Genomic DNA, 25,437 nt, shown 5'->3' on the forward strand with positions numbered 1-25,437 from the left:
CGTTCGAGCCCCCAGATCGGCGCACGTCGTGCGTTGTTGAGAAGTCGGCGTCAGCTCATCCGCTGAATCGCGGTGCGAAACCGGTGCAGGTCACGGCGGCGGCGTTCGAGCGTGGTGGCGATCAGCACCAGGGCCAGGCCGGCCGCGGCGAGCGGGATCCAGCGGGGGATCAGATCCCACAGCTGGGCCAGCTCGTGCAGGGCCAGGACGACCAGGACGCCGCCCCCGAGCAGCACGGGCGCCCGCAGCCGGGCCAGGGCGCCGGCCGCCACGACGGCCACACACGCCGCACCGAGCAGCAGGCGGCGCAGGTGCTGACCGTCGGCGGCGAGCACCGAGGCCAGGCTGGGGAGCAGGGCGGCGGCCAGGGCGGGACCGTACGCGGCCCAGCTCGAGACCCCGCGCCCGAACAGCAGACCGGCCAGCAGGGCGACGGCGGCCGCGGGGACGGTGTAGGCCTCGAGGGTGGTGACACCGTTGGCGGCCAGGATCAGGAGTCCGGCGGTCACCTCGGCGGTCGCGGCGGCCAGCAGATAGCCCTTGTGCCTCGCCCGTACGCCGAGCACCAGGCCCCACAGCGCGAACACGATGGCTGACCGTTCGGCACTGTCGATGACCAGGACCAGCGCCAGCACGGCACCGGCATGCGCGGCGATGCTCCTGGTGGTCACCAGGATCACGGCGGAGACGGCCAGGACGGCGAACATCTGGATCAGCTCGTTCGGGGTGAGCGCCTCGGTGCCCGACCAGGCGGCGGCGGGCACGGCGAGCAGGCCGATGAGCAGGCTCGCCGTCCGGAGCTGGCCGCGGGAGAGCCGGGCGGTGACGCAGCCGAGGACGGCGACGGCGGCGAACACGGCCGCGGCCACCCCGGGGCGGGCCAGCCCGACCGCAACCGCGTGCACGCCGAGCGAGACGGCCACGATCACCGACGTCACGGTGGTTCCGCGGACCGCGCGCACCAGCAGGGCCAGGGCCGCGGCGACCACCGCCAGGTCCAGAACTGGGGCGTACCACCAGGTCAGATGCAGGCCGGTGAGGGCGATCAGGGCCGCCGTGACAAGCGCGGCGGACCAGCGGACGGCTCCGGGGAGCAGCACGGTCAGCGCGGCGCCGAACAGGGCCAGCGCGATCGGCAGCTCCCAGCCGGCCCGGTCGAAGATCTCGGCGAAGTGGGCGACGAAAAGCGTGCGACCGGCCTCGGTCATCGTCCAGCCGGCGGCGTAGAGGGCGGGCGCGGCCACGACGACCAGCGCACCGATGCGAGCGCCGCGCCCGGCGAACCGCGCCACCACGGCGACCGCCAGCACCACCGCCGCCACCTTGGGCAGCGGCTGGCCGGGCCAGAGCAGCACGGTGACGCGTCCGAAGGCGACGGCCACCGCGGCCACCAGCAGGCCACCCGTGATCTCCCGGGCGATCCGCAGCTTCGACACGAAAGCGCCGGCCAGCACGACCGCGGCGGTGACGATCAAACCGATTCCCGCGTACGCCGCATCGCCCGGATCGCCCGTCAGGAAGAGCCCGCCGAGCGCGAACCCCGTGGCCGTCAACGCGGCCAGCCCACCCGCGACCGACGCGACGATGCCGATCCCGCCCCGCCGCAGCGACAGCACCACGACGTTCAGCGCGACCACGCCGGCGAACGTGAACGCCCAGCCGTTCGCTCCCGGCTGCGCCGCCGCCACGAGCAGCGGGATCACCGGCTGCGCGATGATCAGGGCGGCGAACCGCGGACCGGCCAGCCCGGTGACGTGCTCGTATCCGGCGGCCACGGCAGCGGTCACCGCGAAGACGGCCCCGGCGTAACCCCAGCCGGAACCGTCGGCCACGCCGAACAGGTTGACGTACCAGGCGGCGTACCCGTCGAGCAGGATCAGCAACAACCCGACCGCGGCGAACGTCTCGGCCGTCGCGGTCAGGTTGCGGCGCAACGCGACGAACGGCACGGCCAGCGCGGCCACGGTGAACGCGCCCAGCACGACAGCCCGCCCGCCGACCCCGAACTGGGCCCAGGCCACCGCGGTGAACACGATCGCCGCGACCCCGAGTAGCAGCCCGCCGAGCAGGAACAGCGCGTTCTGCACGAACTTGCTGCCCACCTCCGTTTTTTCCGGCTTTTGAGGTGGCACGGGCTGGGCGGTCAGTTTGGCCTGGACCCGGGACGCCGCGGCCTGGCGACGGAGCCACACCTGGGTGAACGTGGCTTCCAGCCCCGCCAGCACCTGCCGGGTGTTGTCGATCCGCTGCTTCAACTCGCTGATCTCGGCGTCGGCCCGGATCACCTCGATCGCGTCCGGGTCGGCCGGGCGGCCGCAGGAGGGGCAGCCGGACTCCTCGGAAGCCGGGGTGCCGCAGTGCGGGCAGGGGTACGTCATGGCACCGATCCTTGTCGCCGTGGTGCCGTCCGAGCGTGAGCACGCGTACTCAACCGCCCTGGGGGTCTTGACGCGACTGGGAATAATGCTCCCCGATGATCGAGACCAAGGCCCTGACCAAACGGTTCGGTAAGACCGACGCCGTACGGGACGTGACGTTCACCGCCGCACCCGGCCGGGTGACCGGCTTTCTGGGCCTCAACGGTTCCGGCAAGACCACCACCCTGCGCATGCTCCTGGGCCTCACCCGCCCCACCTCGGGCACCGCGCTGATCAACGGCCGGCGCTATCGCGACCTGGAACACCCACTGCGGCAGGTCGGCGCCGTGCTCGAACAGGGCCTCATGCATCCCGGCCAGACCGGCCGCGGCCACCTGCACACACAGGCCCTGCTCAGCGGGGCCGACAAGGCCAGGGCCGAAGAGCTTCTCGAGTACGTCGGACTGGCCGACGCCGCCACCCAGCGCACCGGGGACTACTCACTCGGCATGCGGCAGCGGCTCGCCGTGGCCACCGCGCTGCTGTGCGAGCCGTCGATCCTGGTGCTCGACGAACCCGCCAACGGCCTGGACCCGTCCGGGATGGCCTGGCTCCGCGGCCTGCTGCGCGACCACGCCGCGGCCGGCGGAACCGTGCTCATCTCCAGCCACCTGCTCTCCGAGCTGGAACTGATGATCGACGACGTGGTCATCATCGCCGACGGACAGGTCCGGTTCGCCGCCCCGCTCGAGGTCGAGTCCCGCCTGCGCGTGCGCGGCCGCGACCCGCACACCCTGTGGCAGCACTTCGAACAGGCCGGCGCCACGGTCACCACCGACGGCGAAGCCCTCTACGTCACCGGCCTGACCGCCGAGGACACCGGCGAGATCGCGCTCTACGCCCAGATCGCCCTGTACGAACTGACCGTGGAGACGCCCAGCCTGGAACGGCTCTTCCTCGACCTGGCCGGTGCCGCATGATCGCCGTCCTGCGCAGCGAGCTGCACCGCACCCTCACCGTCCCGTCGAGCTGGATCACGATGGGCGCGGCGGTCGTCATGGGGATGGCATTCGCCCTCTTCAGCGTCGAGTTCTGGTCACTGTTCGCGGCCTTGGGCGTCTTCGGCATCGCAGTCGTCACGACCACCCAGCACTACCAGCACCGGACGGCGATGCTGCTCTTCCTGGGCGAGCCTCGCCGCTGGCGGGCCTTCGCGGCCCAGTGCCTGGCCACCATCCTGGTCGGCCTGGTGGTGGCGGCCGTGAGCGGCTTGACCACAATCCTGTCCGGCGACTTCGGCCAGTTCGCCGGCACGATGGCGGCGGTGCCCGTGCTGGCCGTCTTCGGCGTGGCCAGCGCCACGGTCCTGCGCCGCCCGGTGCCGCTGTTCCTGGGCTTCGGCACGTGGTTCGTGTTCGGCGAGGGGCTGGCGTTCCGCTTCGAGCAGCCCCTGCCGTTCACGAGTTTCATGAGCGCCGCCGGCGGCAACCCGAAAGGCTTGCTCGTTTTCACCGGCTGGACGGTCGTGACGCTGGCCATCGCTCTCTGGTACATCCGCCGCGACCTGACCGACTAGCGGCTGCTACTCCCGTAACGGCTGCTCACATGGCCGCCAGCGCTACCACGACGAAGACCGCCGCCGCCGCGAACCAGAAGGCTGCGCGAGCGTAGGACGGCTTCTCGACCGCCGCGATGTGGAAGTTCTTGGAAGCCGCGACATAGTTGGTCGCGAGGCTGGTGGTGGCGACTTTCTGACTTGCGGCCTCCTGGAAACGCTTCCGCGCCTGTCCACCCAGATAGACCCCACGCCCCAGGGAGATGATGCGGCCGTCCGATGCGCGCGCGCCGCGGGTCAGTTCCGGATCCGAGTTGACCAGGTGCACCCATTCGTTCGCCTCCGGGTCAACGTCGGTGCGCGAGACGGGCATGCTCGACTGCAGGGCCGCCGGTGTCGGTGCCGGGGCGCGTCGCCGGCGATCGATGATGTCCCACGCCTGAATGCACCCGGTGGCGGTGCTGACAATCGCCAGGGCGAAGGAGGCGATGACGATGAACAACGCCACCGCTGCAGACTGCGACGCGGCAGCGTCCACGTCAGCCGCCAACCGGACACCCGTGGGAGCAGAAGCCGACACGGGTTCCGCTCGATCGCCGGCGTGGTCGGCGCATCCGTTGCTCAAGCACCGCCACCGCCACCGCCCGCGACCGATCACCGACCGGCGGTGGGCCGCGTCCGCGCCGACGCCGCCTATCACGTGACCGGCGACCGGGACCGTCAAGCACTGGTTCAGGCATACGGCGGCGCGGTGATTCTGGATAGCGGTCCCGGAGCCGGTTGCACTTTCCGGGTCGAGCTTCCGCTGAGCTGAGGTACAGGCGGCTTCCACTGGTGAGCGCGGTCATCGGGTCCCGATGATCGCGCTCAGCTCCTCGACCTCGGCCGGGCTCGGGGCCACGACCACGCTCCACACGGCCGTCGCCCCGACCACGGCGACCGCAACCTGTGCCACCCCGTCGAACCGGTAGATGGCGTCGCAGCTCTGGTTAGCGGCCCATTCGTAGGTGACCGGGAGCACGGTCAGCCGCTTCGCCAGCGCGCGCAGTGCTCCGGGCGGCAGCGCATGGTCGAAGTCGGCCGAGCCGCCCCCGCCCCAGGGCCGCGCATCCCACAATGCGACCCGCCCGTAGTCGGAGAACGAGTCGGCATACCGGGTACGCGTCACGCACTGTTCGTCATCCGGGTCGATGACGAACACCGGCGGATCGCCGTCGGCACCCGTGATCGGCACGACCAGGCGGCAGCAGTGCTGGCTGTCGGTCTCGAGCAGCAGATGGCCGGAGTCGAGAAACCGTGCCACCTCGGCCCCGCCCAGATCCTGAACCCGCGTGATCCGGTTGCCGCTGACCTCGGCCAGCCGCTCATCCGAACCGTCGAGAAACCACTCCCGAACCGCCTCCGGCAGAGGCCGTCGTACCCAGTCCTCGAATTCCGCCACCGCCGAAGTCATGGACGCCATGACAGCACAACCGCCACCGGACGTGCGACCGTCCGGCGATCCAGAGCGACAGCGCCGATTTCGCGACGGCGGCACCCAGCGGCAGCAGTGTCTCTATCAAGGTGGCACCTCCCGGTGTGCCGGCGGACAGGTCCCTTCTACTCGCGACCGGACTTGGCGTACAGCCGAGACGCGTTGATCCGTCAGTTGGCGACATAGGAGCCGGTGTGACCTGGACCACTGAAAGTCACGGGTGGTCATGCGGAGACGTCCCGCGGGCATGACTGAGATTCTTGTTCTGGGAGCGGGCTACGCCGGACTGGCCGCGGCGGCCAACCTGGCCGGGCGAACCAAGAGGCGCGACGACGTACGGGTAACGGTGGTCAACGGATCCGGGCGGTTCACCGAGCGTCTCCGCCTCCACTCGACGGCGGCCGGGAACGCCACCGCCGGGTTCGAGTTGCGGGAGCTGGCCGCGAAGGCGGGTATCGAGTTCGTCGAGGGGTGGGTGACCTCGGTCGACGCCGGCGGGCGGGAAGTTCGGCTGGATGACGGGCGCAGCCTGAGTTTCGACACGTTGGTCTGGGCTCTGGGCAGCGCGGCCGACACCTCGGAGGTGCCCGGGGCGGCCGAGAACGCGTACACGCTCGACAGCCGGGCCGATGCCGAGGCGCTGGCGGCGAAACTGGGCGGCCGGCAAGAGGTCGTGGTCTGTGGCACCGGGCTGACCGGGGTCGAGACGGCCGCCGAGATCGCCGAGCGGCACCCCGGGTCGACTGTTCACCTCGTCGGACGGGACCAGCCGGGGGCCTCCCTCACCCCCGAAGCTCGTGCCTACCTCCGCGCGGCCCTGACGCGGCTCAAGATTCAGGTGCACAGCGGCGCCGAGATCCGCAAGGTGACGGCGCACGCGGTCGACGACCTGGCCGCCGACGTGATCGTGTGGACGGCGGGTACCCGGGTGTCGCCGATGGCGGCCGCGGCCGGCCTGACCGTGGACGCGCGCGGGCGCATCGTCACCGATCCGAGCCTGCGGTCGGTGAGCCATCCGCATGTGTACGCCGTGGGCGATGCTGCCGCCGTACGGCAGAAATATGGTCTGATGCACGGCACCTGTCAGGGTGGCATGCCCACGGGGGTGCACGCGGCCGCCTCGATCGCGCGCGAACTGGACGGCCGGGCCCCGCAAGAGTTCCGCTTCGGGTATTACCACGCGCCGATCAGTCTGGGCCGCCGTGACGCGGTCGTGCAGTTCACGCGGGCCGACGACAGCCCGCGTCGCGCGTTCCTGACCGGTCGCGCCGCGGTCTGGTACAAGGAGACGGTGACTTCCGCGCCGTGGCCGACGTACGGCTGGATGATCCGGTTCCCGCGCCTGACCGCCTGGTGGCCGCACGGATGAGCGCCTTCGACGAGCACCGGCGTCTGCTCTTCGCGATCGCCTACCGGATTCTCGGGTCGGCCGGGGACGCCGAGGACGCCGTACAGGAAACGTGGTTGAAGTGGTCGGCCGCGGAGCGGTCGGATGTCGCCGACCCGAAGGCCTACCTGGCGCGGATCGTCACCAACCAGGCCACGGACCAGTTGCGGACAGCCCGGCGCGAGACCTACGTCGGGCCCTGGCTGCCCGAGCCGCTGCCGACCAGCGCCGAGACCGATCCGGACGACGTGTCGATGGCCATGCTGGTCGTGCTCGAGACGCTCACGCCGATCGAGCGGGCGGTGTTCGTGCTGCGCGAGGTCTTCGATTTCTCGTACACCGAAATCGCCTCCGCCGTCGACCGCACCGAGGAGGCCGTACGGCAGTCGGCGCACCGGGCTCGCGAGCATGTGCGGGCGCGGCGGCCGCGGTTCAGCAGCGACCGCCGCCGGCACCGGGACGCCACCGAACGGTTCCTGGCCGCGGCCACCGGTGGCGACATCAACGGGCTGATGGAGCTGCTCGCGCCCGACGTCACGCTGTGGACCGACGGCGGCGGCAAGGTCCGTCAGGCGCGGCGGCCGGTGTCCGGAGCCGCCCGGGTGGCCGCGTGGATGGCCGGGGTGGCCAAGGTCCCGTACGAGGGCGTCGACCCGGCCGACATGCGCGCCGAGGTGATCGAGTTGAACGGCGCGCCCGGCGTGGTCTTCTCCGGCGCCGGACGCGTGATCGCCACCCTGACGTTCGACCTCGACGAGCAGGGCCGGATCCGCGAGATCTTCAACGTCGCCAACCCCGACAAGCTGCGCGCCGTCACGCCGAGCTGACCCACGCCGACCAGCGTTCGACGGTGATCACCACGAACGGGCCGGCCGGCGGCTGCTCCCGGTATTGCGGGTAGCGTGCCGTCAACGCCTCCGAGGCATAGGAGTCGAGGACGCGGGCCGTGCCGTCGGCTCGCACCCACCACAGGCGTGACCAGTCCTGCTCGTAGTGGTCGGCCAGCACGCTGACCCGCGGGTGGGCCGCGATGTTGTGGAGGCGCCGCAGGTCCCGTGAGCGTTTCGGCTTACCGTCCACCGCCGTGATGATCGTGTCTCCGACCACCGCGAACACGATCGGCACCAGATGCGGCGCCCCGTCCGCCCCGACCGTGGCCAGCCGTGCCACCGGCACCGAGGCGAACCGCTCGGCCGGGGTCATCGCCCGGTCAGCTCGCCGATCGCCGCCTCCCACTTCTCCAGCGCGGGTTCGACCCGGCTCCACGGCCCGGACGGCAGCCACACCGACACCCGGTCGACCCCGGCCCGCTCGCACTCCTCGAGGGCCTTCGCCTCGGGCGGCACACTCAGCATCTGCACCTGCAGGAACCGGTCGGCTCGGGCCCGCAGCTCGGCGATCCGCTCGAACACGTTCTCGTCGCGCCACTGCGGGAACCAGCCGTCGCCGTGGTCGAGCACCCGGTCGAGCACCGACGGGCCGCCGCCCCCGATCAGGACCGGCGGGTGCGGGCGCTGGGCCGGCTTGGGCCACGACCAGATCCGCTCGAAATTCACGTGCTTCCCCGCGAAGCTCGCCTCGTCGTGCGTCCAGATCTCCTTCATGGCCTTGATGCGCTCGGTCATGACCGGCACCCGCAGCCGCGGGTCGGTGCCGTGGTTGCGCATCTCCTCGCGGTTCCAGCCCAGCCCGACGCCGAACTCGAACCGTCCGCCGCTGAGATGGTCGACGCTGGCCACCTCCTTGGCCGTGACGATCGGGTCGCGCTCGGTCACCAGGCACACGCCGCTGCCGATCCGCAGCCGGCTGGTCGCCTCGGCCGCCGCGGTCAGCGCCACGAACAGGTCGTACGTGTGCCAGTACTTCTGCGGCAACTGCGGCCCGCCCGGCCAGGGCGTCTCGCGCACGGCCGGGATGTGCGTGTGCTCGGCGAAGAACAGGGCGGTGTGCCCGCGTTCCTCGACCCGGCGCGCGATCTCGCCGGGCCGCATGCCGTCATGAGTGGGGAAGTATCCGACACCGAATTCCATACGACCGATCCTATGAACCGGATGGCCCAGAACGCCGTGTGAGGGGAAAGCAAGCTCGGAGGGAGCGCCCCATGATTCTCGGCCTGATCGTCGCCACCGCCCTGCTCCTGGGCTTCCTGGCCGGCTTCGTGTGCTTCAAGAAAACCAACGAATACTGCGGCCGCTGCGGTGTCACCCGAGTCTGCCCCGTCTGTCCGGCCCCGGAAAAGACCATGCAGATGTACGCCTCGGCACAAGCCACAACCGCAACGAAGTGGAACCCGCGGCCTCGCCGGCCTCTCTGCAACACCGGGCCGTAACGCCCGACCGGGATGTGCCCTCGTCCCCCAGCTTTCCAGCAGGCTGTACCACGAGAAGTAGCGTGAGCCGGATCGATCTTCGTCACCGCGAAAAATAGCGTCGTTCCTATGACAACGACACGGAATCTTCGCAGGTTGACGGTCGGTCTGACGGCCGCCGCGGTGCTGGCCGCCGGGGTCGGAGTGGCCCGGGCCGACACCCGGCCGGCCGAGCGGTCCGGGTGGTCCGGTATCACCCGGGAACCCGTCCGGATCGACTTCGGCCGGGGCTGGGTCACCGACGCCGAACTCACCTATCCGAGCCACGCCGCCGGCCGGCTGCCGCTGGTGGTCTTCCTGCACGGCAGCGGGCACAACGACATGAACCAGACGCTGCCCGAAGGCAAGGGCGCGACGTTCATCCCGCTCGCCCAGGCCGCCAACCGGGAGGGCTTCGCGACCCTGCGGTTCAACAAGCGCGGAGTGACCGGCATCGGGCCGGTCGAGAGCACCGACCCGGCTCAGCTCAACCCGAAGCGTCCGTACGACCTCATCCAGCGCGACGCCGCATCGGCGATCCGCTTCGGTGCCGCCTCGCCCAAGGTCGACCCGTCGAGGATCTTCCTGCTCGGCCACAGCGAGGGCACCAACGTGGCCGCCAACCTCGCCGCCGCGCCGCAGAAGTTCGGCATCCCCGATCCGGCCGGCGTGGTCGCCATGGGCGTGGTCGGTAAGGACATCAAGACGCTGCTGACCCTCCAGCTGTTCGGCCGGGTGCTGCTGCAGATGCACGACGAGTTCGACGTCGACGGCGACGGCCGGCTGACCGCCCGGGAAGCCACGGACGGCCTGATCGGCCAGCCGGAGGAGGTCGCCGACCAGCTCCGTCCCGTGCTGCTCGACGGCCGAAAGGTGCGGGCGAGCACCGACACCGACCACGACGGTCAGATCGCCATCGACGCCGAGGCGGGCCGCGTACTGCGCCAGGCCAGCGGGATCGACAGCTACCCGGACACACCGGGCCTGGAAACGCTGAAGGACTACGTCACCGACATCGCCCGCTTCCCGACGGTGACCGAGGCGCTGCCCCGATTCACCGGCCCGACCCTGCTGCTCAACGGCGAGAACGACCTGCAGACACCGGCACGAGCAGCCCTGGCCGCCGACGCCGCCGTAGCCGCCTCCGGCAACCGCGATCACCAAGTGATCATCTATCCGGGCATGGCCCACACCATGAACATCACGCCCAAGTTCCACCCCGAGTTCGGCGCCCCCGACCAGCAGGTGGTCCAGGACATCCGAGGCTGGCTCCGGGCCCACCGCTGACCGCCCGTGACCCACAAGGCGGCCGCCGATCCGGGCGGCCGCCTCACTGCGTCAGTCGGGGCCACGATCCGAGAGCGGTCAGAGGAGCTTTTCGAGCAGGTCGGCGGCTCGGGGGGCGCCGCCCTCGGCGCGTACCTCGCGCTTGATCTCGGCGGAACGGGCCAGCACCTCGGGGGTGGTGAGGGCCAGCAGGGCGTCGCGCAGTTCGGTGGGGGTCACCGAGTGGGAGTCGACCGCGCGGGCCACGCCCAGGGCGACCAGCTGGTCGGCGTTGGCGAACTGGTCGGTGGCCTGCGGCGCGGCGATCATCGGGACGCCGGCGTAGAGGCCCTCGCTGCTGCCGCCCATGCCGGCGTGGGTGAGGAAGGCGTCGGCCTGTTCGAGGATGGCAAGTTGGGCGACCCACGGGTGCACCTCGACGGACGGCGGCACGTCACCCAGGTCGGCCGGGTCGACGTGCTTGCCGATCTGCAGCACGGTGTGCCAGCCGGGCAGGCGGCCGAACGCCTCGATGCAGCGGCGGTAGAAGCCGGGGTGGTTGGTGAAGGCCGATCCCAGCGAGACCAGCAGCACCTTGGCGGCGCCGGGCGGGCGGGTCCACGTGCCGCGGTCGCCGAGGATCGGGCCGACGAAGTCGAAGACGGCCGGGTCGACGCGGTCGGCGTTCGGCTGCAGGGCGCGGGGGATGAGGACGAGGCCGTGGCCGGGGCGGCCCTGGAACGCGATGCTGTCGGTGGTGGACGAGTTCTCCGAGGCCAGCCACTCCGCGTAACGACGCTGGAAAGCCGGGTCGGGGGCGGGCATCTCGGCCTCGTAGCCTTCCCACGCGACGAAGGTGGGGGAGAGCTGCACGGCGGGGATGCCCCACTGCTCGCCGAGCAGCCGGGCCGGGGCGCCGGCGATGTCGTAGAGGAACAGGTCGGGGCGGTCGTCCTGGTAGAGGGCGCGCAGCTGCGGCAGCATCGCGATCGCGTCGTCGAGGAAGGCGGTCAGCGGGTCGCCCCACTCGTCGTCCTCCAGGGGCAGGGACGACTCGTACGGTCTCAGCTCCGCCCCGGCCCGGGAAATGACCTCGGCGAACGCGGTCGTGTTGGCGTAGGTGACGCGGTGGCCGCGGGCGACGAGCGTACGGATGATCTCCAGGCTCGGGTTGACGTGGCCGTGGGCCGGGATGCTGACCATCGCGATGTGCGCCATGTTCTCTCCTAACAAGCGAGACGCAACGTCTCGTCTCGTAGAGAGTACGATAGCTCCGTGCCCGACGCATCCCGCCGTAACGAGCAGTCCCGCCGCGCGATCCTCGACGCGGCGCTCGGGCTGCTGGCCGGCACCGGCTACGCCAAGCTGACGATCGAGGCCATCGCGGCGCGGGCCGGCGTCGGCAAGCAGACGATCTATCGGTGGTGGCCGGGCAAGGGCGCGGTGATCCTGGACGCGCTGGCCGAGAACGCGACGGCGGTGACCCTGCCCGACACCGGCGACATCGAGGCCGACCTGCGTGAGGTCGTCCGGGCCACGGTGGCCGAGTTCGCCGATCCGCGGCAGTCGGCGACGACCCGGGCGCTGACCGCCGAGACGCTGGCCGACGACGCGCTCGGCGACCAGGTGCGCGATCGTCTGCTGCGGCCGCAGCTCGTCGCTGTGCGCGATCGCCTTGACAAAGCTCAGCGGGCGGGCCAGATCCGCGACGGCGCCGACCTCGACCACGCGGTCGAGCTGATCTTCGGACCGATCTTTCATCGGTGGCTGCTGCGCACCGGGCCGTTGACCCGACGGTACGCGGACGGGCTCGTTGACCACGTGCTGGCCGCCCTACGCTGACGGCATGCGACTTTCGATCTGGCCCGGCCCCCAGCAGAGCTTCGCCGGCGTGCTCGAGCAGGCACGGCACGCCGAGGCGACCGGCTGGGACGGCGTCTGGTTCGCCGACCACTTCATGCCGAACGTCGGGCCGGGCGAGGACGACACCATCCCGACGCTCGAGTGCGGCTCGGTGGTGGCGGCGCTGGCCGCGGCCGTGCCCCGGATCCGGGTCGGCACGCTGGTCTACGGCATCACCTACCGGCATCCGGCGGTGCTGGCCAAGATGGCGGCGACGGTCGACCAGATCAGCGACGGGCGGTTCGTGCTCGGCATCGGGGCGGGCTGGCAGATCAACGAGCACGAGCAGTACGGGATCGAGCTCGGGCCGATCAGGCAGCGGATCGACCGTTTCGAGGAGGCCGTACGCGTGACGAAGGGCCTGCTGCGGGAGCCGCGGACGACGGTGGAGGGGGAGTACTACCGGATCACCGACGCGGTCTGTGAGCCCAAGCCGGTGCAGCAGCCGCTCCCGCTGATGATCGGGGCCAAGGGCGAGAAGCGGATGCTCCGGCTGGTGGCCGAGCACGCCGACGAGTGGAACTGCTGGGGACGACCGGAACTGATCGCCCGGAAGTCGGCCGTGCTCGACCAGCACTGCGCGGCCGTCGGGCGGGACCCGAAGACGATCGCGCGCACCGCTCAGGCCGTGACCGTCGTGGACGGTCCGCTGCCTGAGGGCGCGGCGCACGCGATCGGCGGGTCACCGGCGCGACTGGCGGACGAGATCGCCGCGTACGCGGGAAATGGTCTTGATGAATTGATCATCCCGGACGACCGGCTGGGATCGGGGGCCGCCCGGCTCAAGGCGATGGACGTGATCAGGTCACTCGTGTGAGCCGGTGACGATCGCCTCGGCCACCCGGCGCAGCTGGACCGGGTCGGGCTGGAAGCCGGCCGCGATGTCCGGGTGCAGGCCCGACCGGGTGCGCTCGACGAGTTGCTCGGAAACCTCGTCCACGCTCTCCCCGGCGTACGTGTGCCGGGTCTTCTCGGTCGCGGCCTGAAGGGCTGACGTGAGCTGATCCTCGAGCGGCCCGCGGAGCTTCTGCTCCACCACGTTGAGGCTGCGCGGATCCAGCGTGACCTGTGGCTCGGCCATGATTTCCTCCGTGTCGGTCGGCGTGACGCCGGTACCCATCGGCGTCACCCGGTTAAACGCCTGACGCCGGTCCACGTTGTCCTCGCCCGGACAGAATGCATGGCCGGGCGCTGCTCAGACCAGCCCCGCCTCGTGGATCAGTACGGCGGCCTGGGCGCGGTTGTTCATGCACAGCTTGGCCAGCACCCGGGACACGTGCCCCTTCACGGTGGAGACGCCCATGCCGAGCGCGTCGCCGATCTCGGCGTTGGTCCAGCCCTGACCCAGCCCGATCGCCACCTCACGCTCCCGGTCGGTCAGCCGGTCGAGCTGCCGGTGCGCCTCGGCCCGCCGTGACCCCGGAGCCGTGCTCGCGACCAGGTCGACGAGCGGCCGCAGCACCTTCGGCGAGAACACGCACTCGCCCCGGGCCGCCGCCCGGACCCCCGCCCGCAACTCCTCGGGCGGGGTGTCCTTGAGCAGAAAGCCGCAGGCCCCGTTCCGGATCATCTCGAGCACATACTCATCCGCGTCGAACGTCGTCAGCGCGACGACCTGCGGGGCCCGCGGCAACGCCCGGACCCGCTTGGCTGCCTCCACGCCGTCGAGCCGCGGCATCCGAATGTCCATCAGCACCACGTCGGGCCAGTGCGCCTGCACGGCGATCACCGCCTCGGACCCGTCCACGGCCTCGCCGACCACCTCGATGCCGCTGGGCCCGCCGAACAGCAGCCGCAGCCCGGTCCGCACCATCGGATCGTCATCCACGATCACCAGGCGAACCGGCCGCTCGCCCGCCACCGAGGAGGCGTCCGGCGCTACTCGTGCCACGGCAGCCACGCCTCCAGACGGAAGCGGCCGTGCTCGGGGCCGAACTCCACCCGGCCCCCGGCCAGCGCGACCCGCTCGCCCACGCCGATCAGCCCGTTGCCGGACCCGGGCACCGGATCCCCGCGCCGGCCGTTCGCCTCGCCGAGCGAGTTGGTGACCAGGATCCGCAGGTCGACGCCGCCACCGCCGTCGAGCAGCACCTCCACGTCGCTGCCGGGCGCGTGCTTGCCGGCGTTGGTCAGAGCCTCCTGCACGACGCGATAGACGGTGCGCTCGAGTTCCTGCGACGGAACCGCGCGCGGCACCACCCAGGCGAAGTCGATGTTCATCCCCGACGACCGGGCCTCGGTCAGCAGATCGGGCAGATCGGAGAACCGCGGTTGCGGCGGTTCGGCCCGGACCGCCCGATGATCGGCTCTGGTCGCCGTGTGCGCTGCGGGATTGCCGGCGGGCGGGCTGTCCCGGGGCTCGTCGCCGTGGCGGCGCAGGACGCCGATGACCGAGCGCAGCTCCTCGAGCGCCTCGTGGGAACTGACCCGGATCGCGCGGGCGGCCGTGGCGATCTCGTCGGGACTGGCGTCGCCGCGGACCTCGAGCGCGCCCGCGTGCAGGCTCACCATCGACATGCGGTGGGCCAGGACGTCGTGCATCTCGCGGGCGATCCGGGTGCGCTCGGTGAGCCGGGCCTGCTCCATGCGCAGCTGGGCCTGGGCCCGCGCGTTGTCGGCCTCGGACCGCAGCGAGGACATGAGATGGCGATAGGCCTGGAGGAACATGCCCCAGCCGACCGCGGCCAGGCCGGTGACCGCGCGGAGCACGAGGTCGACCCAGAGATCGAACGGCGGGTCGGACTGCAGCGCGTAATAGACGACGCCCGTGCCGATGTGCAGCGCGGCGAGGCCCAGCACCGGCCGCCAGCGGAACCGGATGGCGACGGTGAACAGCGCGACCAGGATCGCGCCGCTGGCCATCACCGAGACGACGCCGAACGGGAGCAGGACCAGGCACAGGCCGAGCGGATGGCGCCGGCGCACCACGAGGGCGAGGGTGCAGGCGACGCCGATGGCGACGTCGACCGGCCACGGCACGGCCGCGTGCGGTGAGGTCGCGTCGCCGAGCGGGACCATGACCGCGCCGTAGGCCAGAGCGGACAACACGGCGATCACATCGGCCGCCCGGTCGCGCACAGCAGCCTGCCGGGTGCCCGGCGGACCGGGAACCAGCAACGCGAACAGAAGCGACGACATGGACGCAGCCTACGAGGCGGTGAGTCCGGTGAGGACCTACCAAAGTACTGGGCCGACCCCCGACCGATGGCGGCTCCGCTTTCGCGCCGGAGCCACGATCCTCGTCGGCATGACTCTTCTCTGGATTGTTCCCGCCGCCGTCTGGGGCGTGCTCGCGGGCTGGTGGACGCCGCGGGGCCCGCTCACCATCACCCAGGCGCTCGTCTCGGTCGCGGTCAGCGCCGCCCTCGGCTGGGCCGCCGGCCGCACCGGTCGTTCCCGGTGGGTGTGGCTGATCGTTCCGGTCTTCGAGCTGGCTCTCGAGCTGGTCCGCGCCGGTGTGGCGGGTCCGTCGACCGGGCCGCCGCACGCGAGCCCGTTCGGCGTGGCCGCCCTGGTCGCCGGCCGGGGTGTGCAGGCCGTGCTGACCCTCCTGCCGCTGTTCCTGGGTCTGGCGCTCGGCCGCGGGGTGAAGCGGCGGGTGCTCTTCGCGATCCCCGCGGCCGGTCTGCTTCTCGCGACGGCCGCGGTGGCCGTGCCGGCCCGCACGGCCTCGATCCCGGGCGGCGTGGCCGAGCTGACGCACGTCGGTGGGCTCGGTGTCATGATCCGCGGGGAGCGTCGCGACGCACCGGTGCTGCTCTTCGTGCCGGGCGTGCCGGGCGGTTCGGAGCGGGGTAACGTCCGGGCCCACCTGGCCGCCGTCGAAAAGCGGTTCGTGATGGCCACGCTCGACCGGCGGGGTGGTGGCTCGTCCTATCCCGCGCTCGATCCGGCCGCCCGCGTCACCGTCGATCAGGCGGTCGCCGACATTCTCGAGGTCACCGACTATCTGCGCGAGCGCTTCCACCAGGACCGGATCTTCCTGTACGGGCATTCCGGCGGCTCGCTGCTGTCGGTGCTCGCGGTGCAGCGGCATCCGGAGAAGTTCCGCGGCTACATCGGCTCGGGCCAGGCGGTGAACCTGCCGGCGAGCGACCGCATCTTCTACGACGACATCCTCGCCTGGGCCCGGTCCGAGGGGCGCGACGACGTCGTCCGGCAGCTGACCGATCAGGGCCCGCCGCCCTACCCGGGCTTCTGGGGCTACGAGCCGATCATGACGTACGAGGGGGAGGCCTACGGTCAGCGCCCGCCCGACTTCGGGCTCGGCGTGCGTGAGTTCACGCTGCTGCAGAAGGTCCACGTGCTCAACGCCATCCTCGACACGTGGGACGTGCTCTATCCCCGGATGCAGGGGATCGACCTGCGCCGTGACGCGCCGCGACTCGAGGTGCCGGTCTGGTTCGTCCTGGGCGGCGACGAGATGCGCGGGCTCCGGGTGCTCTTCGACGAGTGGTATGCCGAGTTGCGGGCGCCGGGCAAGGAACTGGTCGTCGTGCCCGGTGCGGGCCACGCGGTGCAGTTCGAGCAGCCCGATCGGTTCGTCGAGGTGCTGGACGCAATGCTGAGCGCATGAGCCGGAGGGGCCGGTGGCCCAAGCGGAGGCTCTCGATCCCCTTGAACCACCGGCAGTCCTCTTCGCTACCCGTTCGTGGCCGGGATAACCATTCCGGTGAGGACTTCCGGCAGAAGTTGCGCCAGCACGGCCAGCCCGTCCCGGCTCAGCACCGACTCGGGGTGGAACTGCACACCGGCGAAGCCGGGTCCGCGCAACGCGTGCACGGCCGAGTCGGCCGGGTCGCGGGCGATCTCGACCCGGCCGTGAGCGGTGTCCCGCGAAGCGTCCGGCGAGAGCGCGGCGAAACTCGAATAGAAGCCGACCCGCCGGCGCACGCCGAACAGGTCGACCTCACGGGCCAGGCCCTGATAGGGCGAGTCCCGGCGGTGCAACCGCAGGCCGAGCAGCGACGCCAGGATCTGGTGGCCCAGGCACACCGCCAGCAGGGGTTCCCGCGCCGCCAGCCGGGCCGCGATCACGCCGCGCATCGTGGCCATCTTCGGATCGTCGAGGTCACCGGGGTCGCCCGGGCCGGGACCGGCGATGACCAGGTCGGCCGGCGGCACCGGCGCGGTCCAGGGTACGACCGAGACGGTCAGGCCGAGGGCGCGCAACTGGTGGGCCAGCATCCCGGTGAAAGTGTCCTCGCCGTCGACGATCACCGCGGTCCGGCCGGCCAGCGCCGGGACGGTCAGCGCACCCGGCGCCCGCGAGTCGAGCCAGAAGCGGGCCAGGTCGTCGTTGCGCGCGGCCAGGGCCGCCTGGACCTCGGGCGATTCGGCCTCGACGCGTACGGGGACCGGCCTGGCCTCGACGGCTCCGAGCGCGGCCAGAATCCCGGCCGCCTTGGTGTGGGTCTCGGCCACCTCGCCGGCCGCGGTCGAGTGGCGCACGAGCGTCGCGCCGACCGGCACGCGCAGGTCGCCGGCCGGGGAGATCTCGGCCGTGCGGATCAGGATGGGCGCGTCCAGCGTCTGGCGGCCCTGATCGTCGTGGTCGAGCAGGGCGAGCACCCCGGCGTAGTAGCCGCGGCCCCGGCGCTCGTGCCGGGCGATCACCCGGCAGGCGTTCTCGATCGGGCTTCCGGTCACCGTCGGGGCGAACATGGTCTCGCGCAGCACGTCCCGCACGTCGAGCGAGCCGCGCCCGGCCAGCAGATATTCGGTGTGGGTCAGGTGGGTCATCTGTTTCAGGTAGGGCCCGGCGACCTGGCCGCCGTGCTCGGCCACGGTCGCCATCATCTTGAGCTCCTCGTCGAGCACCATGTAGAGCTCCTCGACCTCCTTCGGATCACGCAGGAAATCGAGCAGCGGGCCGGAGCCGTTGCGGAAGGTGCCGCTGATCGGGTTCATCATCGTGATGCCGTCGGCCACGCTGACGTGCCGTTCCGGCGTGGCGCCGACCAGCGTGCGGGTGCCGGTGTGGACGAGGAAGGTCCAGTAGGTGCCCCGTTCCGCGGCGAGCAGCCGGCCGAAGGCGGCCCGGGCCGCGGCGATCGGGTCCCCGCCCACGCGGGCCTGGAAGACACGGTGGATCACGAAGTTGGCGCCCTCGCCGCGGCCGATCTCGTCGCGCAGCACGTCCTCGACGATGGCGCCGTAGTCGTCGTCGGAGAGGTCGAAGGCGCCGCCGGTGATGCTCAGCTCGCCCGGCGGGAAGGCGTCGAGCGGCTCGCGGTGCGACGAGCGCACCACGAGGCACTCGAGCGGGGCGTCGTCGTCGACGCAGTCGAATCCGCGCTCGGTGATCTGGCGGTAGGGGATGACGGCCAGCGTGGGGCGGCCGCGGTGCAGCGGGATGTCGTCGAGCGTGGCGACGATGACGACGTCACCGGTCAGCACCTCGACGTGGTCGGCGCCGTCCCGGTGGAGCAGGGCGAAAGGCCGCATGATGGTCCTCTTTCGGGTCTCGGCGGACGCCGGCCGAGGCCTGACCATGCAAAACGGCCGCCTCGGGGAGGCGGCCGCGTGGTGTTACGCGCGAGTGGGAGGGCCGCCGGTCAGGCGGGCCACCAGTTCAATCGCGCGTGCAGCATGCGGCCGAGCATAGGGCCCCGGCCGCATACCGCGCCAGCGACACGACTATGCGAAAGCGGAACGGACGGCGTTGCGGGCCCACTTCATGCGTCCGAGGGCGCAGTCGGGGTGCTCGCCGAACTCCTGAGCGACGAGTTCGGCGCAACCGGCCTCACCGAGGCGGTCGACCGTGTCGGTCACCGCCTCCCGGATCAGCTCGGGAGTCGGTAGCTGGGAACGCTGGACGTTCGACACGAAGAGGGCTTCGGATCGGATGTCGTCGGGGACGGTGTTCATGGAACCTCCTGCCGGGCGGAGCAAGTCGGGTCTGCATCCAGAACACCGGAGCGGGGCTGCAGGTCCGCTGCACGGCTGTTGCGCCTGGGTTGCAGTGGCTGAGTCGGCCCGGCATTCCCGGAGCGGCCTCACAACCCGGACTAACCGGATATGGTCCCGATAAGTAGCGAAAGCTGCGCAACCAACCGAGGGAGAGTGCCGTGACGGTGGTCCTGGTCGCCGACGACGACGCCGACATCCGCGACCTGGTGGCGTTCAAGCTGGAGCAGGCGGGGTTCGAGGTGATCGCCGTCGAGGACGGGCAGACCGCGATCGAGCAGGCGCGGAGCCGCCAGCCGACGCTGGCGGTGCTGGACGTGTCCATGCCGGGGCTGTCCGGCATCGACGTGTGCCGGATGCTGCGGGCCGAGCCGGCGACGGCCGGCATCCTGATCATCATGCTGACCGCCCGCGTCCAGGAACAGGACGTCGAGGGCGGGTTCAGCGCAGGGGCCGACGACTACGTGACGAAACCGTTCAGTCCGCGCGAGCTGGTCTCTCGCATCCAGGCCTTGCTGAGCCGAGCCCGGGCGTGAGATGCGACGTGACGGCACCGTCGGAAGGCTGCTGAGCAGGGCCTTCGCGGTCCTGGTCGCGCTCATCGTCGGATCCGGGCTGGCCGAACTGGCCGCCGTGCTGGTGCAGCACCGGGCTGTGGAGCAGCTGACGGACGAGGTGCAGCCGCTGCAACTGGCCAACGCCGACCTGCGTGCGGTGCTCACCGACGCCCAGCGCGGGCTGCGCGGCTACCTGCTCACCGGCGACGAGCAGATGCTCGACGGATACTTCACCGCGCGCACCGGCCTGACCGCCGCGGGCGACGAGCTGCGCCGCCGGACCGACGGCCGGGACGCCGCGGCCGCCGCCGACCAGATCGCCCGGGCCGACGGCTGGTTCGCCAACGCCGAGCAGCAGCGGCTCGAGCCGCCCCGCAGCGACGAGGCGATCCGTTACGCCGAGCTGGGCAAGACCCTCTTCCAGGCCTTCGTCACCTCCAACGACCAGTTCCGGGTGACCTTGACCCGGCGCGCCGCCGATCTTCGCGACCGGGTCGAGCGGCTGCAGACGATCGCGGTGGTGGCCGTCGTGGCGCTCACCGTCGCGGCGGCGGGCGCGGCCGTGGTGACGGCTCTGCGCACCAGCCGCCGGATCACCCGCCCCCTGGGTGCGGTTGTCGAGACCCTTGACCTCGTACGGGACGGAAAGCTCGACGCCCGGGCCGATGTGACCAGCGGACCGGCCGAGATCAGGGCGGTCGCCGCCGCGGTCAACGCGACGGCCGAGCAGAGTGAGCACATCCGCCGCCACGAAGAGCAGGTCAGCGCCCGTCTGCAGGCCCTCGACACGGTCAAGACCGACTTCATGTCGACCGTGTCGCACGAGCTGCGCACCCCGCTGACCAGCATCTCGGGCTATCTCGAGCTGATGCGCGACAGCGAGCCGGGCGAGCTGACCGACGCCCAGCACCGGATGCTCGAGGTGATCTCGCGCAACACCCGGCGGCTGCGCGACCTGATCGAGGACATCCTGACCCTGTCCAAGATCGAATCAGGCAGCTACAGCAGCGACCGGATCCCGCTCGATCTGGCCAAGACGATCAGCAAGGCGCTGGTCGCGATCGGCCCGGTCGCCGCCAAGGGGTCGGTCGGCCTTCACCTCGACGTGCGCGGGCCGCTGCCGGTCCGCGGGGACGGGGCTCAGCTCGACCGGGTTCTCGACAACGTGCTGACCAACGCGATCAAGTTCACGCCGGCCGAAGGCACGATCACGGTCCACGCCGAGCGCCACGGCGACAAGGCGGTGCTGGTGGTGGCCGACACCGGCATGGGCATCCCGGCCGACGAGCAGCAGGCGCTGTTCGTCCGGTTCTTCCGCGCCACCAACGCCATCAAGCAGGCGGTTCCCGGTACGGGACTGGGGCTGGCCATCGTGCGCTCGATCATCGACAACCACAGCGGCACCATCACCGTCGACTCGACCGAGAACGTCGGCACCACGGTGACCATCACGCTGCCGGCCGATGAACCGTAGGGCCCTACGAAAACCCGCAAAACGGATATATTTCTCGCATGGTCGGGCTGTTCAGTGTCACCATCCTGGTGCTGGTCGCGGTGGTGGCGGGAACCGCGGTGGGCATCGTGGTCCTCCGGATCTGGCGCCGCATCCGCAACCGCCGGCTGGCCGCTCTCGCCGCCGGCCCGCGCCGAGCCCTCCTCGCGTTCGTGGCCGACAACGGCGAGGAAGGCTCCGAAGACCTGATCGCCATCCCCGACGACGCCTGGTCGGCCGCCCTGCCGGCCGCGCTCGGCCTGCTCGGCAAGCTGCGCGGCGACGCCCACGCGGCCCTGGTCTCGGTCTTCCTGCACCGGGGCGCGGCCCGGGCCGCGCTGACCGACCTGCACGCCCGCAGCGGCGTCCGCCGGGCCCGGGCCGCCCAGCTGCTCGGCGACCTGGAACTGCGCGAAGCGGTCCCCGAACTGTGCCGCCTGCTCACCGACCGCGATCACGAGGTGCGCGTCGTCGCCGTCCGGGCCCTCGGGCGCATCGGCGACGCCAAGGCGGCCTGGCGGATGATCGCCAGCCTCGACGACCACGACCCGGTCCCGTCGCTGCTGGCCACCCAGTCCCTGGCCCAGATGGGCCGGGAGGCCGAGGTCGTGCTGTCCGCCGCGCTCGACCATCCGCAGGCCCGGGTCCGCGCGGTCTGCCTGGACGCGCTCGGCCTGATCGGGGCGACCGGCGCGGTCAGCCGGATGGCCCGGGTCCTCGCCGACGACGAGGTGCTCGACGTCCGCGTCGCCGCCGCGGCCAACCTGGGCCGGCTCGGCGCCCGCGGAGCCCTGAAACCGCTGACCGACTCGCTCGACCCGCCCGCCCCCGACCTGCTGCGCGCCGCCGCCGCCCGGGCCCTGGGTGATCTCGGGGCCCCGGCCGCGGTGCCGGCGCTGGCCGCGCACCTCGACGACGGTGAGTTCCAGATCGCCCACGAGGCCGCCCAGAGCCTGCGCCGGCTCGGCCCGCCCGGGATCGCCGCGCTGCGCGAACGCGACAACGACCACTGCCGCGAAGCGCTCGCCCTGGTCGCCCCCGAACTGGTCGGAGCGTCCTGATGCGCGACTACGTGCTCGTCCTGCTGCGCGGCGCCGACTACGCCGTGCTGGCCTACTTCCTGGCGCTCAACAGCAGCTACCTGATCATGATCGGGCTGGCCTCGGTCGAGTTCGCCAAGCACCTGCGCCGCACCACGTTCACCGGCGCCGACGACATGTTCCGCAGCCCGCTCACTCTGCCCGTGTCGGTGATCGTCCCGGCCTACAACGAGGGTGCCGGCATCGTCGCGGCCGTCCAGGCGATGACCGCGCTGCGCTACCCCCGCTACGAGATCGTGGTGGTCGACGACGGCTCGACCGACGACACCTTCGAGAAACTGCGCGCGCATTTCGACCTGGTCGAGGTGCCCCGGGTGGTGCCGTCCGAGGTCCCGTACGAATCCCACGTCGTCTCGGTCCACGTGCCGCGCGGCTCCGGGTCGCTGACCGTGGTCCGCAAGACCAACGGCGGCAAGTCCGACGCCCTCAACGTCGGCATCAACCTGGCCCGCCACCCGCTGGTCTGCATGGTCGACGCCGACTCCGTGCTCGACCCGGACGCCCTGCTCTCGGTGGCCAAGCCGTTCGGTGACGACCCGCTGCGCGTGGCCGCCTGCGGTGGCGTGGTCCGCATCGCGAACGGCTGCAAGGTCGTCGCCGGCCGTGTGGTCGACGTGCGGATGCCCGGCTCCTGGCTCGTACGCGTGCAGGTGGTCGAATACCTCCGGGCGTTCCTGATGAGCCGTACGGGCTGGTCCCGCCTCGGTGGCGTGGTGGTGATCAGCGGCGCGTTCGGCGTGTTCCGGCGCGACCTGCTGGTGCAGATCGGCGGGCTGGCCCACGACACCATCGGCGAGGACGCCGAGCTGGTCGTCCGGCTGCACCACTACCTGCGCGACCGCGGCGAGGACTACCGGGTCATCTTCGTGGCCGAGCCGGTGAGCTGGAGCGAGGCGCCGTCCGACTGGAAGGTGCTGGGCTCGCAACGCCGACGCTGGCACCGCGGCATCGCCGAGATCCTGACCAAGCACCGCCACATGATCTTCAACCCGCGCTACGGCCGGATCGGCCTGGTCGCCCTGCCCTACTACCTGATCTTCGAGCTGCTGGCCCCGTTCGTCGAGATCGCGGCCCTGGTGCTGCTGCCGCTCGGACTCTGGGCGGACGCGATCGACGTCGCCTTCGCGTGGCGGTTCGCCCTGGTCGCGTACGGCTACGGCCTGCTGGTCAGCCTGGTCGCGCTGTTCATCGAAGAAGTGTCGTTCCACCGCTACCCGCGCTGGAGCGACATGCTGCGCGGCGTGGTGGCGGCGGTGCTGGAGAACTTCGGCTACCGCCAGGTGCTGGCCCTCTGGCAGGTGTGGGGCGCGGCCGCCGCCTGGCGCGGCCGTCCCGCCGTCTGGGGCACGATGACCCGCACCGGCTTCGACACCCACGAGCCGACCCCGGTCGAGACCGTCGGCGCGGGCAAGTAAAAAACCGTTTTCCCGTACGCCTCCGTCAGCCCCCGGCCCGCTGGCGGTGAACCGGGCCGGCGCTCAGCCCCCAGCCCGCGAGCGCTCGCGGTGAACCGGGCCGGCGGTCAGCCCTCGGCCCGCGAGCGTTGGCGGTGAACCGGGCCGGCGGTCAGTCTCCGGCGCGGACCTGGCTCGGCAGGCCCTTGCGGAAGATCAGGAAGTCGCACGGGGTGGCCAGCCGCGGCACCAGATGGGGAAAGCCGGTGGCCAGATCGCCGACGGTGACCTGTGCATAGCCCATCCGCGTGTACCACGACCGCAGGAACTCCTTGACCGGATGCTTCCAGGCCTGCGGAACCAGCAGTTCGAGCTGCATGGTGTCGCACCCCAGCCCGCCGAAGTGCTCCTCGGCGAACCGGACCAACTCGCGTCCGACGCCCTGCCCCCGCACGTCCGGGTCGGCCACCAGCATGCCGAACTCGCCCGTGCCCCGATCGAGCCGCACCGCACGCACGGTGCCCACCAGCCGGTCGCCGTCGAAGGCGGCCACGAGTTCACCCGCACCGATCATCGCGGCGACCGTGGACGCGTCGGTGCGGTCGGCGCCGTCGTCCCACATACCCGCCTCGGCGTCGGCGTAGACCCGGTTGACCAGCGCCACGACCCCGGCCACGAACCACTCGTCGCCGGCCCGCTCCACCGGGACGAAGTCGATTGCGAGGGACATCTGCTCTCCCTGACCTGGCTCGCCGATCACGCGCTTCCGCCGTGACGTTACGTCCAGCCCGGGTCCGCCGGTCGCCCGGGCCGGGGCGGGCCGGGCGGTGTTCAGGATGCGCCGTTTCGTTCAGCCCGGGTTCGCTGGGCACCCGGGTCGGGGCGGTGGTCGGGATGCGCCGTTTCGTTCAGCCCGGGTTCGCTGGGCGCCCGGGTCGGGGCGGTGGTCAGGATGCGCCGTTGCGTTCAGCCCGGTCGGGGCGGGCCGGGCTGGTGGTCAGGATGCGCGGACGAGGCCGGTCTCGTAGGCGTAGACGACCGCGTGGACCCGGTCTCTCAGGTTGAGCTTGGTGAGGATGCGGGAGACGTAGGTCTTGACCGTCTCGGCCCCGATCACCAGCGTGCCGGCGATCTCGCTGTTCGACATACCGGTGGCGATCAGGCGCAGCACCTCGAGCTCGCGCGGCGTCAGCGCCTCGGCGGCCGGGGAGCCGTCGGCGGTGGCGGGCCGGATCCGCTGGGCGAAACGACCGATCAGCCGTCCGGTCACCGCCGGGGCGAGGAGCGACTCGCCGCGGGCGACGGTGTGCACGGCGGCCACCAGTTCGAGCGGCGTCGCGTCCTTGAGCAGGAAGCCGCTCGCGCCCGCGTTCAGCGCGTCGTAGACGTACTCGTCGAGGTTGAACGTCGTGACCACGAGGACCTTGATCGGGTCGGCGACCCCGGGGCCGGCCAGTTCGGCGGTGGCCGCGATGCCGTCCAGCACCGGCATGCGTACGTCCATCACCACGACGTCGGGCCGCAGCCGCCGCGCCAGGTCGACACCACTGCGGCCGTCGGTGGCCTCGCCGACCACGGTCATGTCGGGCTGAGCGTCGAAGATGGTGACGAACCCGGTGCGGACCAGAGCCTGGTCGTCGCACACGAGCACCTTGAGGGTCATGGGCCGGCCTTCGGGGAGAGAGGGTCTTGCCGGG

At 71.5% G+C, this 25,437-nt stretch carries 26 protein-coding genes; 13 read left to right on the plus strand and 13 right to left on the minus strand.

The window, feature by feature from the left end; genetic code table 11:
* Nucleotides 1–50: 50 nt before the first annotated feature.
* Entirely contained in the window at nt 51–2,378 is a 2,328-nt protein-coding gene (locus tag KOI35_RS21090; RefSeq protein WP_215789211.1) for a zinc ribbon domain-containing protein, read from the minus strand.
* 95 nt (nt 2,379–2,473) lie between these two features.
* On the opposite strand from KOI35_RS21090, the gene KOI35_RS21095 reads away from it, so the two are divergent.
* Nucleotides 2,474–3,337 carry an ABC transporter ATP-binding protein gene (locus tag KOI35_RS21095; RefSeq protein ID WP_215789212.1) on the plus strand — a complete coding sequence of 288 codons (864 nt, stop codon included), beginning with the start codon at nt 2,474–2,476 and terminating at the stop codon, nt 3,335–3,337.
* Complete coding sequence (locus KOI35_RS21100; protein ID WP_215789213.1) at nt 3,334–3,933, plus strand: hypothetical protein; 600 nt, start codon at nt 3,334–3,336, stop codon at nt 3,931–3,933. Before KOI35_RS21095 ends, KOI35_RS21100 begins: the two co-directional genes overlap by 4 nt.
* 25 nt (nt 3,934–3,958) lie before the next feature.
* On the opposite strand, the gene KOI35_RS21105 is transcribed toward KOI35_RS21100, so the two are convergent.
* A complete protein-coding gene (locus KOI35_RS21105; RefSeq protein WP_215789214.1) occupies nt 3,959–4,420 on the minus strand; it encodes a hypothetical protein in 462 nt (153 codons plus the stop codon).
* A 336-nt stretch (nt 4,421–4,756) separates the two neighbouring features.
* Nucleotides 4,757–5,365: an SMI1/KNR4 family protein gene (locus tag KOI35_RS21110; protein WP_215789215.1), complete on the minus strand. Its 609-nt coding sequence runs from the start codon at nt 5,363–5,365 to the stop codon at nt 4,757–4,759.
* Nucleotides 5,366–5,633: 268 nt separating this feature from the next.
* On the opposite strand from KOI35_RS21110, the gene KOI35_RS21115 reads away from it, so the two are divergent.
* Nucleotides 5,634–6,755, plus strand: a complete 1,122-nt coding sequence (locus KOI35_RS21115; protein ID WP_215789216.1) for an NAD(P)/FAD-dependent oxidoreductase — start codon at nt 5,634–5,636, stop codon at nt 6,753–6,755.
* Nucleotides 6,752–7,600 carry an RNA polymerase sigma-70 factor gene (locus KOI35_RS21120; RefSeq protein WP_215789217.1) on the plus strand — a complete coding sequence of 283 codons (849 nt, stop codon included), beginning with the start codon at nt 6,752–6,754 and terminating at the stop codon, nt 7,598–7,600. Before KOI35_RS21115 ends, KOI35_RS21120 begins: the two co-directional genes overlap by 4 nt.
* Here the strand turns inward: KOI35_RS21120 and KOI35_RS21125 are convergent.
* Both KOI35_RS21125 and KOI35_RS21130 read right to left on the minus strand, forming a co-directional pair.
* A complete protein-coding gene (locus tag KOI35_RS21125) occupies nt 7,587–7,976 on the minus strand; it encodes a TIGR03668 family PPOX class F420-dependent oxidoreductase (protein ID WP_215789218.1) in 390 nt (129 codons plus the stop codon). The genes KOI35_RS21120 and KOI35_RS21125 overlap by 14 nt on opposite strands.
* A complete protein-coding gene (locus tag KOI35_RS21130) occupies nt 7,973–8,803 on the minus strand; it encodes an LLM class F420-dependent oxidoreductase (protein WP_215789219.1) in 831 nt (276 codons plus the stop codon). Before KOI35_RS21130 ends, KOI35_RS21125 begins: the two co-directional genes overlap by 4 nt.
* Nucleotides 8,804–8,874: 71 nt before the next feature.
* On the opposite strand from KOI35_RS21130, the gene KOI35_RS21135 reads away from it, so the two are divergent.
* On the plus strand, nt 8,875–9,102 hold the full coding sequence (locus KOI35_RS21135; RefSeq protein ID WP_215789220.1) for a hypothetical protein: 228 nt from the start codon (nt 8,875–8,877) through the stop codon (nt 9,100–9,102).
* Nucleotides 9,103–9,210: 108 nt separating this feature from the next.
* Nucleotides 9,211–10,407 (plus strand): alpha/beta hydrolase, encoded by a 1,197-nt coding sequence (locus KOI35_RS21140; RefSeq protein ID WP_215789221.1) that lies wholly within the window; start codon nt 9,211–9,213, stop codon nt 10,405–10,407.
* A 78-nt stretch (nt 10,408–10,485) separates the two neighbouring features.
* Here KOI35_RS21140 and KOI35_RS21145 read toward each other — a convergent pair whose 3' ends face one another.
* Nucleotides 10,486–11,604 (minus strand): macrolide family glycosyltransferase, encoded by a 1,119-nt coding sequence (locus KOI35_RS21145; RefSeq protein ID WP_215789222.1) that lies wholly within the window; start codon nt 11,602–11,604, stop codon nt 10,486–10,488.
* A gap of 57 nt (nt 11,605–11,661) precedes the next feature.
* On the opposite strand from KOI35_RS21145, the gene KOI35_RS21150 reads away from it, so the two are divergent.
* Nucleotides 11,662–12,228 carry a TetR/AcrR family transcriptional regulator gene (locus tag KOI35_RS21150; protein ID WP_215789223.1) on the plus strand — a complete coding sequence of 189 codons (567 nt, stop codon included), beginning with the start codon at nt 11,662–11,664 and terminating at the stop codon, nt 12,226–12,228.
* A gap of 4 nt (nt 12,229–12,232) precedes the next feature.
* Nucleotides 12,233–13,105: a TIGR03560 family F420-dependent LLM class oxidoreductase gene (locus KOI35_RS21155; protein WP_215789224.1), complete on the plus strand. Its 873-nt coding sequence runs from the start codon at nt 12,233–12,235 to the stop codon at nt 13,103–13,105.
* Here KOI35_RS21155 and KOI35_RS21160 read toward each other — a convergent pair.
* The 3 genes from KOI35_RS21160 to KOI35_RS21170 all read right to left on the minus strand — a co-directional run bounded on the left by KOI35_RS21160 (nt 13,094) and on the right by KOI35_RS21170 (nt 15,426).
* Complete coding sequence (locus tag KOI35_RS21160; RefSeq protein WP_215789225.1) at nt 13,094–13,369, minus strand: hypothetical protein; 276 nt, start codon at nt 13,367–13,369, stop codon at nt 13,094–13,096. The two genes, KOI35_RS21155 and KOI35_RS21160, sit on opposite strands and share 12 nt — an antisense overlap.
* A 114-nt stretch (nt 13,370–13,483) precedes the next feature.
* Nucleotides 13,484–14,179, minus strand: coding sequence for a response regulator (locus tag KOI35_RS21165; protein ID WP_308121099.1), 696 nt, complete (start codon nt 14,177–14,179; stop codon nt 13,484–13,486).
* Nucleotides 14,167–15,426, minus strand: coding sequence for a sensor histidine kinase (locus KOI35_RS21170; RefSeq protein WP_215789226.1), 1,260 nt, complete (start codon nt 15,424–15,426; stop codon nt 14,167–14,169). The genes KOI35_RS21165 and KOI35_RS21170 overlap by 13 nt, the downstream gene beginning before the upstream one ends.
* A 109-nt stretch (nt 15,427–15,535) precedes the next feature.
* On the opposite strand from KOI35_RS21170, the gene KOI35_RS21175 reads away from it, so the two are divergent.
* Complete coding sequence (locus KOI35_RS21175) at nt 15,536–16,864, plus strand: alpha/beta fold hydrolase (RefSeq protein WP_215789227.1); 1,329 nt, start codon at nt 15,536–15,538, stop codon at nt 16,862–16,864.
* 65 nt (nt 16,865–16,929) lie between these two features.
* Here KOI35_RS21175 and KOI35_RS21180 read toward each other — a convergent pair whose 3' ends face one another.
* Together KOI35_RS21180 and KOI35_RS21185 are read right to left on the minus strand one after the other, a co-directional pair.
* The gene (locus KOI35_RS21180) at nt 16,930–18,783 is read right to left on the minus strand and encodes an anthranilate synthase family protein (RefSeq protein WP_438870616.1); all 1,854 of its coding nucleotides are present in this window, start codon (nt 18,781–18,783) and stop codon (nt 16,930–16,932) included.
* 144 nt (nt 18,784–18,927) lie between these two features.
* Complete coding sequence (locus KOI35_RS21185; RefSeq protein WP_215789229.1) at nt 18,928–19,158, minus strand: hypothetical protein; 231 nt, start codon at nt 19,156–19,158, stop codon at nt 18,928–18,930.
* 200 nt (nt 19,159–19,358) lie between these two features.
* Here KOI35_RS21185 and KOI35_RS21190 point away from each other — a divergent pair, with 200 nt between their 5' ends.
* Genes KOI35_RS21190 through KOI35_RS21205 form a run of 4 tightly spaced genes read left to right on the plus strand, consistent with a single transcriptional unit; the run spans nt 19,359 to nt 23,761 of the window.
* Nucleotides 19,359–19,733 carry a response regulator transcription factor gene (locus KOI35_RS21190; RefSeq protein ID WP_215789230.1) on the plus strand — a complete coding sequence of 125 codons (375 nt, stop codon included), beginning with the start codon at nt 19,359–19,361 and terminating at the stop codon, nt 19,731–19,733.
* Nucleotide 19,734: 1 nt separating this feature from the next.
* Nucleotides 19,735–21,228, plus strand: a complete 1,494-nt coding sequence (locus tag KOI35_RS21195; RefSeq protein ID WP_215789231.1) for a sensor histidine kinase — start codon at nt 19,735–19,737, stop codon at nt 21,226–21,228.
* Between the two features lie 38 nt (nt 21,229–21,266).
* Entirely contained in the window at nt 21,267–22,307 is a 1,041-nt protein-coding gene (locus KOI35_RS21200) for a HEAT repeat domain-containing protein (protein WP_215789232.1), read from the plus strand.
* Nucleotides 22,307–23,761, plus strand: coding sequence for a glycosyltransferase family 2 protein (locus tag KOI35_RS21205; protein WP_246613450.1), 1,455 nt, complete (start codon nt 22,307–22,309; stop codon nt 23,759–23,761). The genes KOI35_RS21200 and KOI35_RS21205 overlap by 1 nt, the downstream gene beginning before the upstream one ends.
* Before the next feature lie 151 nt (nt 23,762–23,912).
* On the opposite strand, the gene KOI35_RS21210 is transcribed toward KOI35_RS21205, so the two are convergent.
* Together KOI35_RS21210 and KOI35_RS21215 are read right to left on the minus strand one after the other, a co-directional pair.
* Nucleotides 23,913–24,470, minus strand: coding sequence for a GNAT family N-acetyltransferase (locus KOI35_RS21210; protein ID WP_215789233.1), 558 nt, complete (start codon nt 24,468–24,470; stop codon nt 23,913–23,915).
* 267 nt (nt 24,471–24,737) lie between these two features.
* On the minus strand, nt 24,738–25,403 hold the full coding sequence (locus KOI35_RS21215) for a response regulator (protein ID WP_215789234.1): 666 nt from the start codon (nt 25,401–25,403) through the stop codon (nt 24,738–24,740).
* Nucleotides 25,404–25,437 lie beyond the last annotated feature (34 nt).

Origin of the sequence: Paractinoplanes bogorensis (genome assembly GCF_018829635.1) — a bacterium.
GTDB lineage: Bacteria > Actinomycetota > Actinomycetes > Mycobacteriales > Micromonosporaceae > Actinoplanes > Actinoplanes bogorensis.